Annotated in this window: 14 protein-coding genes and 1 pseudogene; 5 read left to right on the forward strand and 10 right to left on the reverse strand. The window is 64.4% G+C overall.

Going from position 1 to position 16493, the window contains the following annotated elements; genetic code table 11:
• Positions 1-78: 78 nt before the first annotated feature.
• A pseudogene (locus AWC07_RS18630) lies at positions 79-726 on the forward strand (IS256 family transposase); the annotation flags it as partial.
• A 392-nt stretch (positions 727-1118) separates the two neighbouring features.
• Here AWC07_RS18630 and AWC07_RS18635 read toward each other — a convergent pair.
• A complete protein-coding gene (locus AWC07_RS18635) occupies positions 1119-1418 on the reverse strand; it encodes a DUF1490 family protein (protein WP_139829777.1) in 300 nt (99 codons plus the stop codon).
• 83 nt (positions 1419-1501) lie between these two features.
• Positions 1502-1861 (reverse strand): copper-sensing transcriptional repressor CsoR, encoded by a 360-nt coding sequence (gene csoR / locus AWC07_RS18640; RefSeq protein ID WP_036413689.1) that lies wholly within the window; start codon positions 1859-1861, stop codon positions 1502-1504.
• A gap of 850 nt (positions 1862-2711) precedes the next feature.
• Between csoR and AWC07_RS18645 the strand changes: the two genes are divergently transcribed.
• The 3 genes from AWC07_RS18645 to AWC07_RS18655 all read left to right on the forward strand — a co-directional run bounded on the left by AWC07_RS18645 (position 2712) and on the right by AWC07_RS18655 (position 6030).
• Positions 2712-3008, forward strand: coding sequence for a DUF1490 family protein (locus AWC07_RS18645; protein WP_036413691.1), 297 nt, complete (start codon positions 2712-2714; stop codon positions 3006-3008).
• 55 nt (positions 3009-3063) lie between these two features.
• Positions 3064-5361 (forward strand): copper-translocating P-type ATPase, encoded by a 2298-nt coding sequence (locus tag AWC07_RS18650; RefSeq protein WP_139829778.1) that lies wholly within the window; start codon positions 3064-3066, stop codon positions 5359-5361.
• Positions 5362-5427: 66 nt separating this feature from the next.
• Positions 5428-6030 (forward strand): DUF5134 domain-containing protein, encoded by a 603-nt coding sequence (locus AWC07_RS18655; RefSeq protein WP_036413700.1) that lies wholly within the window; start codon positions 5428-5430, stop codon positions 6028-6030.
• Between the two features lie 203 nt (positions 6031-6233).
• Here the strand turns inward: AWC07_RS18655 and AWC07_RS18660 are convergent, their stop codons facing one another.
• On the reverse strand, positions 6234-6824 hold the full coding sequence (locus AWC07_RS18660; protein ID WP_036413696.1) for a class I SAM-dependent methyltransferase: 591 nt from the start codon (positions 6822-6824) through the stop codon (positions 6234-6236).
• A 171-nt stretch (positions 6825-6995) separates the two neighbouring features.
• On the opposite strand from AWC07_RS18660, the gene AWC07_RS18665 reads away from it, so the two are divergent.
• Positions 6996-7616, forward strand: coding sequence for a TetR/AcrR family transcriptional regulator (locus AWC07_RS18665; protein ID WP_036413698.1), 621 nt, complete (start codon positions 6996-6998; stop codon positions 7614-7616).
• A 227-nt stretch (positions 7617-7843) separates the two neighbouring features.
• On the opposite strand, the gene AWC07_RS18670 is transcribed toward AWC07_RS18665, so the two are convergent.
• The 7 genes from AWC07_RS18670 to narH all read right to left on the reverse strand — a co-directional run bounded on the left by AWC07_RS18670 (position 7844) and on the right by narH (position 16485).
• Positions 7844-9001 carry a uroporphyrinogen-III synthase gene (locus AWC07_RS18670; protein WP_085105189.1) on the reverse strand — a complete coding sequence of 386 codons (1158 nt, stop codon included), beginning with the start codon at positions 8999-9001 and terminating at the stop codon, positions 7844-7846.
• Positions 8973-9344, reverse strand: a complete 372-nt coding sequence (gene nirD / locus AWC07_RS18675) for a nitrite reductase small subunit NirD (RefSeq protein ID WP_036411323.1) — start codon at positions 9342-9344, stop codon at positions 8973-8975. The genes AWC07_RS18670 and nirD overlap by 29 nt, the downstream gene beginning before the upstream one ends.
• A 63-nt stretch (positions 9345-9407) precedes the next feature.
• The gene (gene nirB, locus AWC07_RS18680; protein WP_036411347.1) at positions 9408-11936 is read right to left on the reverse strand and encodes a nitrite reductase large subunit NirB; all 2529 of its coding nucleotides are present in this window, start codon (positions 11934-11936) and stop codon (positions 9408-9410) included.
• On the reverse strand, positions 11936-13372 hold the full coding sequence (locus AWC07_RS18685; RefSeq protein ID WP_036411325.1) for a nitrate/nitrite transporter: 1437 nt from the start codon (positions 13370-13372) through the stop codon (positions 11936-11938). Before AWC07_RS18685 ends, nirB begins: the two co-directional genes overlap by 1 nt.
• A 112-nt stretch (positions 13373-13484) precedes the next feature.
• Positions 13485-14228 (reverse strand): respiratory nitrate reductase subunit gamma, encoded by a 744-nt coding sequence (gene narI / locus AWC07_RS18690; protein ID WP_036411327.1) that lies wholly within the window; start codon positions 14226-14228, stop codon positions 13485-13487.
• On the reverse strand, positions 14225-14896 hold the full coding sequence (gene narJ, locus AWC07_RS18695; protein ID WP_036411329.1) for a nitrate reductase molybdenum cofactor assembly chaperone: 672 nt from the start codon (positions 14894-14896) through the stop codon (positions 14225-14227). Before narJ ends, narI begins: the two co-directional genes overlap by 4 nt.
• Positions 14893-16485 (reverse strand): nitrate reductase subunit beta, encoded by a 1593-nt coding sequence (gene narH / locus AWC07_RS18700; protein ID WP_036411348.1) that lies wholly within the window; start codon positions 16483-16485, stop codon positions 14893-14895. The genes narJ and narH overlap by 4 nt, the downstream gene beginning before the upstream one ends.
• Between the last annotated feature and the right edge of the window lie 8 nt (positions 16486-16493).

A 16493-nucleotide genomic window follows, 5' to 3' on the forward strand; every position in this document is an offset into this window, starting at 1 on the left:
TGTTCTCGTCGTACCTGATCGCCATCGCGCCATCCTTCCCTCAAAGGAAGGTGCGCATAAAACCCGGGACGGTTCAGCTACCGGGAGGCCACCGAGTCGTGGGCGGATCTGCTGTGTGACGCCAAACGGCGCGGCATGCGTGCGCCGGTGTTGGCGATCGGCGATGGTGCGCTGGGGTTTTGGGGTGCGCTGCGCGAGGTGTTCCCGGAGACGAAGGAACAGCGTTGTTGGTTTCATAAAATCTCGAATGTTCTTGCCGCACTGCCGACGTCGACACATTCCGGGGCGAAGAAAGCCTTGGCGGAGATCTGGAACGCCGAGGACAAACGCCACGCGCTGGACGCGGTCAAGGCTTTCGAGGCGGCCTACGGGGCCAAGTACCCGAAAGCGGTCGCCAAGATCACCGACGATCTCGAGCAGCTGCTCGGGTTCTATGACTTCCCGGCCGAACATTGGGTGCATTTGCGCACTACAAACCCCATCAAATCTACTTTCTCGACCGTGCGCAATCGCAGCAAGATCACCAAGGGCCCAGGTTCACGGGCGGCCGGAATCGCCATGGCCTACAAGCTGATCGAGGCCGCGCAGTCACGCTGGCGCGCCGTGAACGCGCCACAGTTGGTCGCCCTCGTCCGTGCCGGTGCCAAGTTCGAGAACGGCAAGCTCGTCGAGCGCCCCGACCCTCTCTGCCAACCTGGGTTGAGGCACCCGCCCCCTGACAATTAGTGACCCGAGGGGCACCTGGCCACGGCCAGGCATACCAGCTCAGAGTCGCTGGGCGGCCTGGGCGATCGCCGCCTGGGCGGCCACGTGATCGTCGATCGTCACATGTAGTTCGGTCAGGAGGGCATCGAGGTTCGTAGTCACAAACGTCCATCGATGCCCGCCAGCCACATCCTTCACAATGCCGGCACGCCGAGAGTGCAACCACGGCGGCATCGCCCGGCGTGTCCCCGCCGCCAGTACACACCCGACGCAGCCAGTGCACGCTCGGCGCGGAGTGAGGACTTGCTCATCCGGCGAGGCCGCATCGCAGCGAAGGTCAATGGCCTGCACGCACATTCGTCCGGATGCGCCGGAGGCGAACTTTCAGCATGACACCGCCATCGGCGACAGTGTCAGTGATCATCGACGTGGCCCGGGTGAACAGCCGCCGGTCCCGGTGTGACGTCTTCGCCGATGCGTTCTTTGGCCTCTGCGATCACGTCGGCCGCGCTTAGTCGAGCCCGTCCAGCGCTCGCGGCGGCCTTACGCTCGGCCTCGTGGACCACGCGGATACCCCAAGCGGTAGCAGTGACGGTCGCTGCGCGCAGTGGAAGCTTGGCCACGCCTTTGCGCAACACCTCATAGGCCGCAAACCCTACCGTGCCGGTGATCACCGTCGGTACCGCCTTAGCCATAAATCCGTGCAACGGCAACATTTTCAACGCTTCCTCTCATCTCGTCAGCTCGCTTTGTGGTGATGTCTCAGCTACCGGGCGCACCCAACCTCTGGCGGTCGTTACCCCCGGCCGCTCGCCGTCGCCGGTTCTTGATCGCTAGCCTCGCCGACCGCGGCGCCGCCCAGCTGAGCCTGCGGGCCGGTCAGCGCCGGGGTGAACTTGACGGCGTCAATGAGCTCGTCGATGGCCGCTTGGCCACGGCCATCGAGCACCGCCGAGGAAAAGCACGTCTCCAAGTGGTTGTGCAGCATCACCCTGTTGGCTCGCTCCAGCGAGGACTGCACAGCTGAGATCTGCTTCATCACATCCACGCAATACGCGTCAGACTCCAGCATTCGAATGATCCCATCGAGGTGGCCCCGAACCGTCTTGAGCCGATTCAGCGCTGCATCCTTCTTCGCCGTCAATTCTTCGCCCATAATTGCCTCGCAACTTCTTGTCGACACCGGCACGATTCCATGCTACCCCACCCCACCCGGGGTGGGGTAGCATCGGCGCCAACGGATGGGGAGTCGCTTAAGTGGACGAAAGCCAAGGACGTCTGCGGTCGCGGACTGGTATTTGGTTGCCGGCATCGGCAGCTGGGTTTGGGGCGTCCGGGCTGCTGGCCTATGGTCAGCGGCGTTTATCCGGCTGCCCTCCGGCACCGATCGAGCGCACACCGAAAACGATTGCGGTTCAATATATTAGGCGCTTCGGCAGACCCGAAGGTGAGCTACCCAAGATGGGCGAACAGTTTGATGCGGCCCACGCCGAGTCGCCGGGCTCCGCCGACCTGTCCGCGCGGATGGCGCATCAAGAACCTCGTAATCCGGCGTTTGCCGCCGGTGGTACCGCTCTGGCGGTCGGCTGGTACCGGCGCAGGCACGGCGACCGACTCGACCGCGGGGTCGGTGAGTCGTCCAAGCTATGTTCACCCCACGGGGGTAGGGCATGGTGCCGATTATGCGCATGTTCGATGATCATGTCTTACAGCCGAATTGACGGCCAAGAACCAAGCTTTGCTGAACCGGCCGCAGACGGTGCGGGCTCACCTCGGTGACAACATTCGGGTGCTGGATACCAGCCGTTGCGTCTCGGCTCGGCCGGGCGAACTGCGTGATCTCCCATAACCACGTGGAGAGCTGCTTTCCACTGCAGCGCTCGCCGGTCGCGGGGTGAGCGGCGATTGACGAGCTGCGCGATATGACAAGCAGGCACAAGAAGTGTTGGCAACACTGGAATGTCGATAACACGTAGCGGGTCAACGATGCGGAAGGAGTGTGCGGGATGATTTGGCATGGTCTATTGGCCAAGGCGGTGCCCACGGTGGTAACCGGCACAGTGGGGGCTGCGGCCTATGAGGTTCTCCGCAAGGCGGTGGTCAAGTTCCCGTCGCGGCAGGCGGCCGTCGCCGTGACCGCGTGGGGCTTGCGGGCCGTCCGCGAAACCGAGCGCAAGGCCGCGAAGGGCGCCGAGCAGGCTCGACTGACGGTCGCCGACGTGATGGCCGAGGCAAAGGATCGAATCGGGGAGGAAGTCGCACCGCTGAAGTTGGCGGAGTCGGGCCACGCCCATGACCACTGATAGCCTGACCGAGACCGCTCTCATGCTAAATGTCGTGTCCGTTGCAGCGGGCCGAATGCGTGTGCAGGCCAAAGGGTTTGAGTTTGATTCGGTGCGAGCCGTGGCGATCGAGGATACGGTCGGCAACGTGGCTGGCGTACGCGCCGTATACGCCTACCCGCGAACGGCTTCGGTCGTAATCTTGTATTCGCCCCAAAACTGCGACACAGCTGCGATCTTGTCGGCGATCGCTGATGCGCAGTCCATTCCTGCGGAGTCGGTGCCCGCGCGTGCGCCCTACTCAGCTGAGTTCGGCAAGTCCGGAGTAGTGCAAAAACTCGTCGGCGGGATCCGTCGCTTACTGGGTCGCCCGCACGATGTCCATGGCGAGGCAGGGGCTGGTAGCAGCTGCCATTCTGGACCGGTTGCCGCGTGCCATTCGTCGCCGGGTGAGGACAGTAGCCGCGAACGGCGGAAGTGGTTGCGGCGCGTGTGGCTGGCCATGCCCTTGGGACTGCTGGCACTTGCTTCCACGATGGTGTTCGGCGCCTACCCGTGGGCGGGGTGGTTGGCGTTCGCCGCGACGGTGCCCGTGCAGTTCGTGTCCGGATGGCCGTTCCTGAAGGGGGCGGTGCAGCAGGCGCGGGCTTTGAACGCGAACATGGACACGCTCATCGCTCTGGGCACACTGACCGCGTTTGCCTACTCCACCTATGAGCTGTTCGCGGGCGGACCGCTGTTTTTCGACACCGCGGCGCTGATTATTGCCTTCGTCGTGCTGGGCCGCTACTTCGAGGCCAGGGCCACGGGTAAGGCGTCCGAGGCGATCAGCAAGCTACTGGAAATGGGGGCCAAGGAGGCTCGGCTACTGGTAGACGGCGAGGAGCGCAACGTGCCGGTCGATCAGGTCCGAGTCGGGGATCTGGTGCGGGTGCGACCTGGTGAGAAGATCCCGGTCGACGGCGAAGTGACCGAAGGGCGTGCCGCTGTCGATGAGTCCATGCTCACCGGCGAGTCCGTCCCGATCGAAAAAACGGTGGGCGATCATGTCGCCGGGGCAACCGTCAACGTCGATGGGCTGCTGACCCTGCGCGCCACCGCCGTCGGAGCCGATACCGCGCTAGCGCAGATTGTGCGCCTGGTTGAGCAGGCACAAGGCGGCAAGGCTCCCGTACAGCGGCTCGTGGACCGGGTCTCGGCGGTGTTTGTGCCCGCCGTCGTGGGCATTGCCGCCACGACGTTTGCCGGGTGGACGCTGATCGCCGCGAATCCAATTGCCGGGATGACCGCCGCGGTCGCCGTGCTGATCATCGCGTGCCCATGTGCGTTGGGCCTGGCCACCCCCACGGCGATCACAGTCGGCACTGGCCGGGGTGCTGAGATGGGAATCCTGGTCAAGGGCGGCGAAGTACTGGAGGCCTCAAAGAGGATCGACACTGTGGTGTTCGACAAGACCGGCACCCTAACCCGCGCCCAAATGCGGCTGACCGACGTCATTGTCGGCAAGCGGCGCCAGCCTAACTTGGTGCTGCGGATTGCCGCCGCGGTCGAATCCGGTTCCGAACACCCCATCGGCGCGGCTATCGTCGCCGCTGCGGAAGAGCACGGGTTGGAAATTCCGGCCGCCAAGGAGTTCACCAACCTCGCCGGACACGGCGTTCGGGCAATTGTCGACGGTAAGCCGGTGTTGGTCGGGCGACGTAAACTCATCGCGGAGCAGGAATTATTGCTGCCCGACGACTTGGCTGCGGCTGCGCAGGAGCTGGAAGAGCGGGGTCGCACAGCAGTCTTCGTCGGCCGCGGCGACCAGGTTGTGGGTGTGCTCGCCGTGGCCGACACCGTCAAAAGCGATGCCGCCGACGTGGTTCGCGACCTGCACGCCATGGGACTGCGGGTTGCCATGATCACCGGCGACAACGCCCGCACGGCTGCCGCGATCGCCAACCAGGTGGGCATCGACGAAGTGCTGGCCGAGGTGTTACCGCAGGACAAGGTCACCGAGATTCAGCGATTGCAGGACGAGGGCCGGGTAGTCGCGATGGTTGGCGATGGCGTTAACGACGCCCCCGCCCTGGTACAGGCCGACCTGGGCATCGCGATCGGCACCGGTACCGACGTCGCCATCGAGGCCTCCGACATCACACTGATGTCTGACCGGCTCGATGGTGTCGTACACGCGATCGAACTGTCGAGGAAGACCCTGCGCACGATTTATGAGAATCTGGGCTGGGCCTTCGGTTACAACACCGCCGCGATTCCCCTTGCCGCGCTGGGCATGCTCAACCCGGTCGTCGCGGGCGCGGCGATGGGGTTGTCTTCGGTCAGCGTGGTAACGAACTCGCTGCGGCTCCGCCGATTCGGCCGCGACTCGTGACAGCGGCTGTATCGCCATCCGCTGTCAACCGCATAAAGTTTTCCGAGCTGAGTGTTGCGGTATCGCATGATTCATGACTTGATACTTCGCTGGGGAGTCACCGGACTGTTCGTGCTCGCCGCCTCCGAATGCGGCCTGGCGATCGTGACCAAACGCGGACCGTGGACCATGGCCGTGAGCCATTGGTGGCACTTGGTCATGGCGGTTGCGATGGCGGCGATGGCCTGGCCGTGGGGGGCACGGTTACCGACGACAGGTCCTGCGGTGTTTTTCTTGCTCGGGACGGTGTGGTTCATGGCGGTAGCCGTCGCCGCGGCCCGCACTGTCGCCGTTTTCGCTTTGTATGGATATCACGGCCTGATGATGTTGGCGACGGCCTGGATGTACGTGATCATGGATCCTCGGCTGTCCGGCACCGGGCCGGCTACGTCGATGCCGGGCATGGACATGGATGCGGCCCACGTGTCGAGCACCGGGCCGCCCGTGTGGTTCAACGCTGCGAACTGGTTGGGTGCAGCCGGCTTCGCGGTCGCCGCGGTCTTGTGGACCTATAGCTACTTCAGCCAGCGGCAGCACAAGGCGACCCGATGCTCGCTGGGTAACCTGGGTCAGGCGATGATGGCTGCCGGCATGTCTATCTTGTTCGTAGCCGCGCTATTTCGAATCTGACCGCTACGACGCGCGCCCTGTATCGGGCAGCGCCGCCGGACGCGTCAGTGCGATCGTCGGCCGATACAGCTATCGGCCGCTGACAGGGCAGCTCCACGACCAACTCGGAAAACACACCACGTCCGGCGGCTTCTGTCCCAACCAGTCCGCCACGAAATACAGTACACCCCAAGGATTTCAGGCTCGGGCGTTCGAGCGTCTGCTCACTGTTGTGACGATTTGGTGCCGTTGAAGCGGACAAGCAATGGGTTGTGGCGCAGGTGAACATCATTGAGCGAAAGTTTGTGCAGCGTCGGCCCGAGCTCGCCATGGCCGATGAGTCGGTGGGGTGCCCCTTCCAGGCGATGCAATATGCGGGTGGGCCGCAGGGACAGCAGATCGTAGCCAATAAGGCTGCCGCCTGGGTGAAGAACACGCACCGCTTCGGCCAAGGCCTGTTCCCAGGTAACAGTGTGGTGGAGCATGATAAACGTCAGCACAGTGTCAAAGGTGTTGTCGCCGAACGGCAATGCATTGGCGTCCGCCTGCAAAGCGGTGGCGCGTGAGCCGAATGGCGCGAGCCGCCGTCTCGCCGCCGCGACCATGGTCTCGTCGAAGTCGGTCACTGTCATCCTGATATCCGGATAGGCGGACAGGATTTCTGCGGCCATGGCTCCGCTGCCGGCTCCGATCTCAAGGACATTGCCCGCGGGTGTGAGTCCCTGCAAGGCCCAGGGCAGTACGGTTCGACGGGTAAAGGCCCGCCAGGGAGTGCTCCGGCAGAATGCGGATTCGATTCTGGACATGGTAGGCATACCGCCTTGGCTCCTTTGCTGTTCGGCGAGCAGGGTCGCGGGGCCAACCCGCGCCGGTTAGGGACCGTGCTGAGCGGATCCGGGGACTGCTGCGGCCTGGCTACTCGACCATCACCATGACACAATACATGTTCAAATTTGAGACTTAACTGTCTCAACTATCATACGTGTATGTTTCAAAGTCAAGACCAACCCGCCAACAGCGAACACATCGAACCGCGGCTTGTCGACGCCACAGCCGCCGCCATCACCCGCTGGGGCCTTACGGAGACCACGCGCGAACGTATCGCGGTCGAGGCCGGTATATCGCGTGCGACGATGTACCGTAGCGGCGTCACGCGCGATCAACTCGTCGCTGCCTTGACCGCCCGCGCTGCCCAGACCTTCCGCACAGCGATTTGGCCCGCGCTCACCGGGCGGGGTTCGGCCGCAGAACGGTTGCGGGCCGCCCTCGAAGCGATGTGCGCGGCCGCGGAACAACATTTACCCTTGCTTGCCGGGATGTTCTCGGCCGAAGGCGAGGTCTTCCACCGGCCCGGCCCTAATGCGCTCACCGTCGATGTCTTCGCCGAACCGTTCGAGCGTCTGCTCCTCGACGGCGCCGCCGACGGAACTTTGCGCCGGATCCCGGAGACCGTCACCGCCACTGTGTTGTTCAACATGGTCGGCTGGGGCTATATCCACTTGCGCAGCAGTCACCATTGGGAACCCGAAATTGCGTGCCGCAGCGTCATCGACTTGGCTCTCCATGGATTGCTCAACATGGAAGGCCGCCCATCGCAAGCGGTTTGACCCCGAGGTTACCCCGTATGTCGGCGACCGGTGTCGGTTACCGCGTCAGCGCCGCTGAGAGACACGGCACTTATCCGGCAAGCTGCTTGTCGACAACGCTGCAATGTATTCACGGGCCACTCCATCGCCCAGGGCACTGGGCGTCGACCGCCACGGGCGGTCTGGTCGGCTTGCCGGAATGCATTGCGTTATCTCTGGCGGTGCTGCCGGTGTGTGGATTGCGAGGATCAGGATTTGGCTGGGTCGATCGCCAGCCGGTATCCGCGCTTGACGACGGTCTGGATCGCGGACGGCGCGCCCAGCGCCGAACGCAATCTGGTCATTGCGGTCTCGACGGCGTGTGTGTCTGCCCCGCCTCCTGGCAGCAGTGCCAGCAGTTCCCCGCGCGATACCACGTTCCCGGGGCAGGCCATCAGCCGCCGCAACACTGCCATGGCGGACGGCGGCACGGTGCGGACGTCGCCGTCGACGGACACCGTGGCGCTGCGCACGCTGATGTGATGTCCTCCAGCGGTGAAATGGCGTGCGTGACGCGGAACCTCGTCACCGATCAACCGCGCCAATGCGCCCAGCCGGTAGCGATCGGGGTGCACTGCCGGCACGCCCAGGCGGCGCAGTGGCGCCGCCGTGACGGGACCCACGCAGACCGCCGCAACATCATCACGCAGCGACGTGACGAGCTCCGCGACACAACCGAGCGCCTTGGCGCGCTGCAGCATTGACGCCACCGCCGGCGCGCTGGTGAAGCTGACCGCGTCGACTTCGCCGTGGACAATCATCGCGATCAGCTGATCCATCGGCCGGCTGTCCTCGGGCGGTTCCCAGCGATACACGGGCACCTTGATGACGTCCGCGCCAGCCGAAGTCAGTGCATCGCAAATGTCGACGTCGGGCTCCCACTCCGAGGCCGTGCCGTGCAGCTGCACCGCGATGCGCAAACCCGCCGCACCGTCTTCCAGCAGCCGATCGAGCACCTCGCGGGAGGCTTCGGATTGCGGACTCCACTGCTCGCACAGCCCGGCCTGGCGAACAGCGCCGCGCGCCTTGGGTCCCCGGGTGAGGATGCGTGTCGACGCGAGCGCGGCGATCACGTCGTCGGCGACCCCCCAGCCGTGTGCGGCCTCGATCCAGGCGCGGAAGCCGATGCCGGTGGTCACCACCACCACATCTGGCGGGTTCTGCACCAGTAACGTTGTGACACCCCGCAATTGGATGTCGTCGACGAGCGGGATGATCCGAATGGCCGGGGCGTGCACCACGGCAGCCCCACGGCGTTGCAACAGCGTGATGAGCTCGTCAGACCGGCGCGCCGCCGTCACCCCGATGGTGAATCCTGTCAGTGGCTGACTTGGGGGTTCACTTCCGGGCGATTTCAACGATTCCATCGGTCACCCGCACGTCGTAGACCCTCAGCGAGCGAGATTCGTCATCGAGGCAGCGTCCATCGTTAACGGAGAACACCTGTTTCAGCAGCGGCGACGCGACGGTGGGTTCGCCGTGACGGTCGCCGATGATGCCGCGCGACATCACCGCCGCCCCGGCAAACGGATCGAGGTTGCTGACCGCGGCCAGTGTCCCGTCTGACAGCAAAAACAGCGCTACCTGCTCAGCTCCGGGCAGCAGCACAGCAACCCCACGTCCGGCCAGCAACGAGTCCAGCGGGCACGCCTTTGTCCAGACGCGGGCATCCGCTCCGATGACGCGCGGCCGTTCAATGAGTACGGTCATCGCTTGCTCCTCCCGTCGGTATTAATTGCATGTTGGGCATGTTTCCTGGTCATTAAGCGCCCATTAAATGCCGGCTTTCGGTGTGTCACCGATCCGTGGTGTGCCCAGTAGCACCGGCACCTTCCGCGGCCCGCTGTCGTCGAATACCACGGTCGGGTCGGGCTGGTCGGGAGCGTTGACAAACGACACGAACCGCGCAAGCTTCGTCTGGTCGGCCAGCACACCCGCCCACTCGTCGGAGTAGCCGGCGACGTGCCGCGCCATCGCTGCCTCCAGGTCCTCGGCGATGCCCAGCGAGTCCTCGCAGACCACCGCGCGGATGTGGTCGATGCCACCGTCGATGGTTTCCTGCCAGATCGCGGTGCGCTGCAACCGGTCAGCTGTGCGGATGTAGAACATCAGGTAGCGGTCGATGTAGCGCACCAGGGTCTCGTCGTCGAGGTCGCCGGCAAGCAGCTCAGCATGTTTGGGGGTGGCGCCACCGTTACCGCCGACGTAGAGATTCCATCCCTTCTCGGTGGCGATGACGCCGACATCCTTGCTGCGCGCCTCCGCGCATTCCCGCTGACAACCCGAGACACCCATCTTGATCTTGTGCGGCGAGCGCAGCCCGCGGTAGCGCAGCTCCAACTCGACCGCCATGCCCACCGAGTCCTGCACACCGTAGCGGCACCACGTCGACCCGACGCAGCTCTTCACGGTACGCACCGCCTTGCCGTAGGCGTGCCCTGATTCCATCCCGGCGCCGACCAGCCGCTGCCAGATCGCCGGTAGCTGTTCGACACGCGCGCCGAACATGTCGATACGCTGTCCTCCGGTGATCTTGGTGTAGAGCCCGAAGTCGCGGGCGACCTCGGCGATGGCGATCAGCTTCTCCGGGGTGATTTCGCCACCAGGCAGTCGCGGCACCACCGAGTAGGTGCCATTGCGCTGCAGATTGGCCAGGAAGTGGTCGTTGGTGTCCTGCAGCGCCGCGGATTCGCCGTCGAGGATGTGATCGGACGACGTGGACGCAAGGATCGATGCGACGGCCGGTTTGCATATGTCGCAACCGGTTCCGGTGCCGTGCTTGGCTATCAGGCCGGAAAATGTGCGCATGCCGGTGGCTTGGACGATTTCGAACAGTTCAGCCCGTGACTGGGCGAAGTGTTCACACAGGGCCTTGGATTGCTCGACGCCCTGGGCCGTCAACAGCCTCTTGAGCATCGGAACGCAACTGCCGCAGGATGTTCCGGCCTTGGTCGCACCCTTGATCGCGGGCACGTCGCACGCGCCGTCGACAATCGCCGCGTGGATGGTGCCCTTGCTGACACCGTTGCACGAGCAGATCTGCGCGTCGTCGGGCAAGGTGCGGATGCCCATCTCGGCGGCGGCTGGCGCGATCAGCGACGCCGGGTCGGCCGGCAACGGGCGGCCGACCAGGGGACGCAGCGTCCCGTAGGCAGTCGCGTCGCCGACCAGAATTCCGCCCAGCAACGTCGAGGCATCATCGGAGACAACGAGTTTGGCGTAGGTGCCCTTGACGGCGTCGTTCAGCACGACCTCGAGGGCTCCCTCGCTGCTGGCGTGCGCATCGCCGAAGCTGGCCACATCGACGCCGAGCAACTTGAGTTTGGTCGACAAGTCGGCGCCGGGGAACTCGGCGTTGCCGCCGAGCAGCCGGTCTGCGACCACCTCGGCGGTGGCGTTGCCGGGCGCGACCAGCCCGTAGCAGCGTCCCTCGATGGCCGCCACCTCGCCGACTGCGTAGATGGCTGGATCGCTTGTCCGGCAGGCGATGTCGGTAAGCACCCCACCACGTTCGGCGATCTTCAGACCGCAGCTGCGGGCCAGTTCGTCACGTGGTCGTACACCGGCGGAGAACACCAGCACCGCGGCGTCGACGGTCTCGCCGTCGGACAACGTGACTCGCAGCCCGCTGCCATGATTTTCGATCGCTTCGATCGCAACCGTGGACACCCCGGTGTGCACGGTCAAACCCAGCGCGGAGACGAGGTTGCGCAGCACCGCGCCGCCGCCCTCATCGACTTGAAGCGGCATCAGCCGCGGCGCGAGCTCGACGATATGCGGGCTCAAATCCAATAGCCGCAACGCATTTGCGGCCTCAAGTCCCAACAGCCCCCCGCCGACCACGATACCGGCGGCCCCGGGCGCGGCAGCCCCGACCGCCGCGCGGATCGCGTCTAGGTCATCGAGCGTGCGGTAGACGAAACAACGATCCAGATCATGGCCCGGGATCGGCGGAACGAACGGGTACGAGCCCGTAGCCAGCACCAGCGCGTCGTATCCGATCTTCGCCCCTGCGGAAGTGGTGACGGCGCGCGCGTCGCGGTCGATAGCGGTGACCCGCTCACCCACCCGCAACCGCACTAAAGCATCACCCGCGTAGTCGTTTCCGGCCAGCGCGAGTGCACCGCGATCCCAGTTGCCGACGTAGGATGACAACGCGACCCGATCATAGGCAGGCGTCTGTTCCTCGCATAGCACGGTGACGTTCCACCTGCCGTCGCGGTCGCGATCGCGCAGCGCCTCAACGAATCGGTGGCCCACCATCCCATGGCCCACAACAACAACCGACTTCGGCGCGGGCATCACGCCGGTGCCACCGCCTGGACCGCGGTCTTCGGGGCGGCCGCCGTGCTGGGCGTGCGTACGTAGGCGAACCAGGTGATCGCCGCGCATAACACGTAGAAGCCCAGGAAGACCCAGAACGCCGTCGTCGCCGACTTCGAGGACGACAGGTACGACGCCCGCAGGACGACATTGATGCCGACGCCGCCGAGCGCCCCGATAGCCCCGGCGATCCCGATCAGCGCACCAGACATCCGACGCGACCAGTCCACCTTCTCGGCCTGGCTGAAACCGTCTATGCTCTGCGCCTTGGCGTCGAAGATCGACGGGATCATCTTGTATACCGATCCGTTGCCGATTCCCGACAGGACGAACAGCGCGACGAACCCCACTACGTTGGCGGTCAGAATGCCGCCCGATAGCCCGCGCTGCATGGCATCGCCCATCTCGCCGAACACCACAAGCCAGCCGGCCGCGGCGATCATCGCGGCGAAGGTGTACAGCGTGACCCTGCTGCCACCGATGCGGTCGGACAGCCAGCCGCCGGGTGGCCGCGCGATCGAGCCCAGCAGTGGCCCGATGAACGCGATCTGCGCGGCGTGCAGCGCCGCCTGGCCCGTCATCGCCGGGGTCGCGCTGCCACCATGAGTCGCGTTGGCCAAGAACGTGATTTGCAGTACCTGGCCGAATGCGAACGAAAAGCCGATGAACGAGCCGAACGTCCCGATATAGAGGACCGCGATCAGCCACGAATCGCGGTATCTCATCACGTCGATCATCGAGCGGCCGTTGGTGCGCTGGTTGGTCAAGTTGTCCATGAACAGCGCGGCGCCCACCGCAGCGATCGACAGGAGCACCAGATACACCGCACAGACCAAATGCGGGGAACGATTACCGACCGTGGCGATCACCAACAGCCCAACGATCTGGATCAGCGCGACGCCCACGTTGCCGCCACCGGCGTTCAGACCCAGCGCCCAACCCTTGAGCCGCTGCGGATAGAACGCGTTGATGTTGGTCATCGATGATGCGAAGTTCCCCCCGCCAAGACCGGCGATCGCCGCAACGACCATGAATGTCGTGTAGGACGTGCCGGGATGAGCCATGAAATATAGCGTCAACGTCGTTGGGATCAACAACACCAGCGCGGAGAACACTGTCCAGTTGCGGCCGCCGAACGTCGCGGTCGCGAATGTGTAGGGCAGCCGCAGAACCGATCCCACCAGTGTCGGCATCGCAACAAGGAAGAACTTCCCGGCGGCATCGATGTGGTAGACGTTCTGCGGCATGAACAGGACCATCACCGACCAGATCGACCAGACGGAGAACCCGACGTGCTCGGCGAAGATGGACCAGATCAGGTTGCGGCGCGCGATCCTCGCGCCGCCGTTGTTCCAGGCGTCGACGTCTTCGGCATCCCAGTCGTCGATGGTGTGTTGGCGCACCTGTAATGGCATGTCACCAGCGTAGGAAAGTGTTATTGCGGCAACGCTTCCTGCAATGACCTGCGTGCTACAACCTGCTCACAGGACGGCCGCCGAAGACGGTGAGTTTCGATAGGCAGTCGTCTCACACCCATCGGCTACGCGCGGGCGGCGCTTCGGGCGCGACCCAGGCTTTTGCATAGCGGTTGCCGGACGCTTTCTGCGGGTCGCGGCTGCGGTAGACGAGGTCTGGACGCATCAGGTATCCGATCGGCGCACTGAACATATGCACCAGCCGTGTGTAAGGCCAAACACCAAGCAGTGCAAGAACGATCAGCGCATGCACCTGAAACGTCCACGGCGCTTCCGCCATCAGCTCTACTGCCGGGTGCACCGAAAACAGGCTGCGGAACCACGGGGACACCGTCTCGCGATAGTTGTAGCTGGCGAACACGTTGGTCAGCGTGTTGAGCATCCCCGTCACCAGCGCGCCCACCAGCAGTAGGTACATCAACTTGTCGCTGCGGCTCGTTGCTTGACGCACTTCGAGGACCGTAATACGCCGGTATAGCAAGATTCCGAGTCCCGCCACGACCGCGAACCCGGCCAGCGAGCCCATTGTTACGGCCATCAGGTGATACACCCATTCGGGAACCCCGGCCGCCGATGTCCAGGATTCGGGGATCATCAGGCCAACGACGTGACCGCCGAACACACCGAGCAGGCCGAAGTGGAACAGCGGGCTGCCCAGCCGCAGCAACCGGCGCTCGTAGATCTGCGAAGAGCGTGTGGTCCAGCCGAACTGATCGCTGCGGTAGCGCCAGATATGGCCCAGCACAAATGATGTGAACGCGACATACGGCGCAGTCATCCAGAGCAGGGCGGTCATCGGCGGCCTTCCACCGTCAGCGGATCCATTACGAACGGTTCGAGGCCGACGTCCTCGTCCGGCGGCCCATCGGCGGCCAGCTCAGCGATGCGGCGCCGGTCGGCTGTGCTGATCGGCGGCAGCGTCGCTAGGATTGCAGCCAGGATGTCCGCGTAGCCGGAATCGCTGTCCCGCAACGACAGTCGCAGCAACTCCAGAACGGGCACATGCTCGGCCAGCAGCCGTTCGCCCCGCAGCGGGTCGACCGTCGCAGCGAACTCGAGCACAAGTGGCAGATAATCGGGAAGTTCAGCGTCACCCGGCTGCATCCCGGCCTGGCGATAGGCGTGCTTGAACCGCAGCAACGCCATGCCGCGCTTGCGGGTATCGCCGTATGCGTAGTAGGTCAGGTGTAGGCTCGCCCGCCGACGCATATCGAACGTTTCAACATACCGCGCGGCGAATTGCATCGGATCGGCGGAGCTGAACTCGCGCAGGAAGTCCAGTAATGGCCCGCCCACCACATCGGGCAATTCGATTGCGGCAGCAGCCAGTTGATCGGACATCGCGAGGATCTGCGGGCTGGGGTAATCCAGCAGCAACGCAGCGATGCGCCACAGCAGCCGCACGTCACGGTCCGACAGCGCAGCGCTGCGTTCCAGGCGCCGAGTCAGCGTCGGCATCTTCATTTTGTCGGCACCAGCCCGTCGGTGCTCTTGCCGTCCCAATTGAGCAGGTTGACCGTTCGCGGCCTGGCGCCGTTGCCGTTGCCATTGCCGTTGGTGTCGGTGAGATGGAACTTATCGGCCATCGCATCGAACGCCGTCATCCCCGGGCCGCCGTCATTGTCGAGGCTGCATCCGGTGGCCAGCGCGTCGAGGCGGTGCGCGTCCGACCCTGCGCCGCTAGGGATCACGTAGCGGTCGGCATACTTGGCAATCGCCAGCAGCCGGTACATCGATTCGATCTCTTCGCCACTCAGCCGGACCGACTCCGGGATCGTCTCGTCGAACTCCTCGCCCAGGTTCGCCGCACGCATGTACGAGCGCATCGCCGCAAGCCGCTGCAGCGAAAGGCGAACCGGCCCAACTTCGCCGGCGGTGAACAGCTCCGCCAGATACTCGATCGGGACGCGAAGAGCATCGATAGCGCCGAACAAATTGTTCTTGTTCTCGCCGTCGTGGCCGGTGTTGGCCAGGATGTCGACGACCGGAGACAGCGGCGGGATGTACCAGACCATTGGCATGGTGCGGTACTCCGGGTGCAGTGGCAGCGCCAACTGATAGTCGACGATGAGCCGGTATACCGGCGAATTCTGTGCCGCCTCAATCCATTCGCTGGAGATCCCGGCGCGCTCGGCTTCCGCGACCACCCGCGGATCGTGCGGGTTGAGGAAGACCCCGAGCTGCGCCGGATACAGGTCCTTCTCGTCTTGCACCGATGCCGCCGCCGCGACCGCATCGGCGTCGTAGAGCAGCACCCCGATGTAGCGCAGCCGCCCGACGCAGGTCTCCGAGCATACGGTCGGAATGCCCACCTCGACGCGGGGGTAGCAGAACGTGCACTTCTCGGCCTTGCCGGTCTTGTGGTTGAAGTAGATCTTCTTGTACGGACAGGCGGTGACGCATTGGCGCCAGCCGCGGCAGCGGTCCTGATCGACCAGCACGATGCCGTCCTCGCTGCGCTTGTAGATCGCGCCGGACGGGCACGCCGCGGCGCATGCGGGGTTGAGGCAGTGCTCGCAAATGCGGGGCAGGTAAAACATGAATGTCTGCTCGAATTCGAGCTTGACTCTGTCGGACACCTTGGTCAGCAACGGATCCCGGCCAACCTGCTCGGGCCCGCCGCCTAGGTCATCGTCCCAGTTCGCGCCCCAGGTCACCTTGGTGTCCTGGCCGGTGATCAGCGACTTAGGGCGGGCCACCGGCGTGGTGTCCATGGCCGGTGCGGACAGCAAGTTCTCGTAGTCATAGGTCCACGGGTCGTAGTAGTCCGACACCGTGGGTAGGTCCGGGTTGGCGAAGATGTTGAGCAGCCTGCGCAGCTTCGATCCCGACCTGAGCGTCAACTTCCCGCGCTTGTTGAGCGTCCAGCCGCCCTTCCACTTTTCCTGGTCTTGGTAGCCGCGCGGATACCCCTGTCCAGGACGGGTTTCCACGTTGTTGAACCAGGCGTACTCCATACCGCCACGGTTGGTCCAGGCTTGCTTGCAGGTGACGCTGCAGGTGTGGCAGCCAATACACTTGTCGAGGTTCATCACCATCGCGAGTTGAGCCATGACTCTCA

This window comes from Mycobacterium gastri (assembly GCF_002102175.1).
In the GTDB taxonomy this organism is placed as follows: Bacteria; Actinomycetota; Actinomycetes; order Mycobacteriales; family Mycobacteriaceae; genus Mycobacterium; species Mycobacterium gastri.

What these genes read in the sequence shown, in the direction of transcription:
- narI (WP_036411327.1), bottom strand. Translation starts at nt 14,228, where the DNA reads ATGACCGCCCTGCTCTGGATGACTGCGCCGTATGTCGCGTTCACATCA.
- narJ (WP_036411329.1), bottom strand. Translation starts at nt 14,896, where the DNA reads ATGAAGATGCCGACGCTGACTCGGCGCCTGGAACGCAGCGCTGCGCTG.
- AWC07_RS18685 (WP_036411325.1), bottom strand. Translation starts at nt 13,372, where the DNA reads ATGCCATTACAGGTGCGCCAACACACCATCGACGACTGGGATGCCGAA.
- AWC07_RS18660 (WP_036413696.1), bottom strand. Translation starts at nt 6,824, where the DNA reads ATGCCTACCATGTCCAGAATCGAATCCGCATTCTGCCGGAGCACTCCC.
- AWC07_RS18665 (WP_036413698.1), top strand. Translation starts at nt 6,996, where the DNA reads ATGTTTCAAAGTCAAGACCAACCCGCCAACAGCGAACACATCGAACCG.
- AWC07_RS18650 (WP_139829778.1), top strand. Translation starts at nt 3,064, where the DNA reads ATGCGTGTGCAGGCCAAAGGGTTTGAGTTTGATTCGGTGCGAGCCGTG.
- AWC07_RS18670 (WP_085105189.1), bottom strand. Translation starts at nt 9,001, where the DNA reads ATGGAATCGTTGAAATCGCCCGGAAGTGAACCCCCAAGTCAGCCACTG.
- nirD (WP_036411323.1), bottom strand. Translation starts at nt 9,344, where the DNA reads ATGACCGTACTCATTGAACGGCCGCGCGTCATCGGAGCGGATGCCCGC.
- csoR (WP_036413689.1), bottom strand. Translation starts at nt 1,861, where the DNA reads ATGGGCGAAGAATTGACGGCGAAGAAGGATGCAGCGCTGAATCGGCTC.
- AWC07_RS18645 (WP_036413691.1), top strand. Translation starts at nt 2,712, where the DNA reads ATGATTTGGCATGGTCTATTGGCCAAGGCGGTGCCCACGGTGGTAACC.
- narH (WP_036411348.1), bottom strand. Translation starts at nt 16,485, where the DNA reads ATGGCTCAACTCGCGATGGTGATGAACCTCGACAAGTGTATTGGCTGC.
- nirB (WP_036411347.1), bottom strand. Translation starts at nt 11,936, where the DNA reads ATGCCCGCGCCGAAGTCGGTTGTTGTTGTGGGCCATGGGATGGTGGGC.
- AWC07_RS18655 (WP_036413700.1), top strand. Translation starts at nt 5,428, where the DNA reads ATGATTCATGACTTGATACTTCGCTGGGGAGTCACCGGACTGTTCGTG.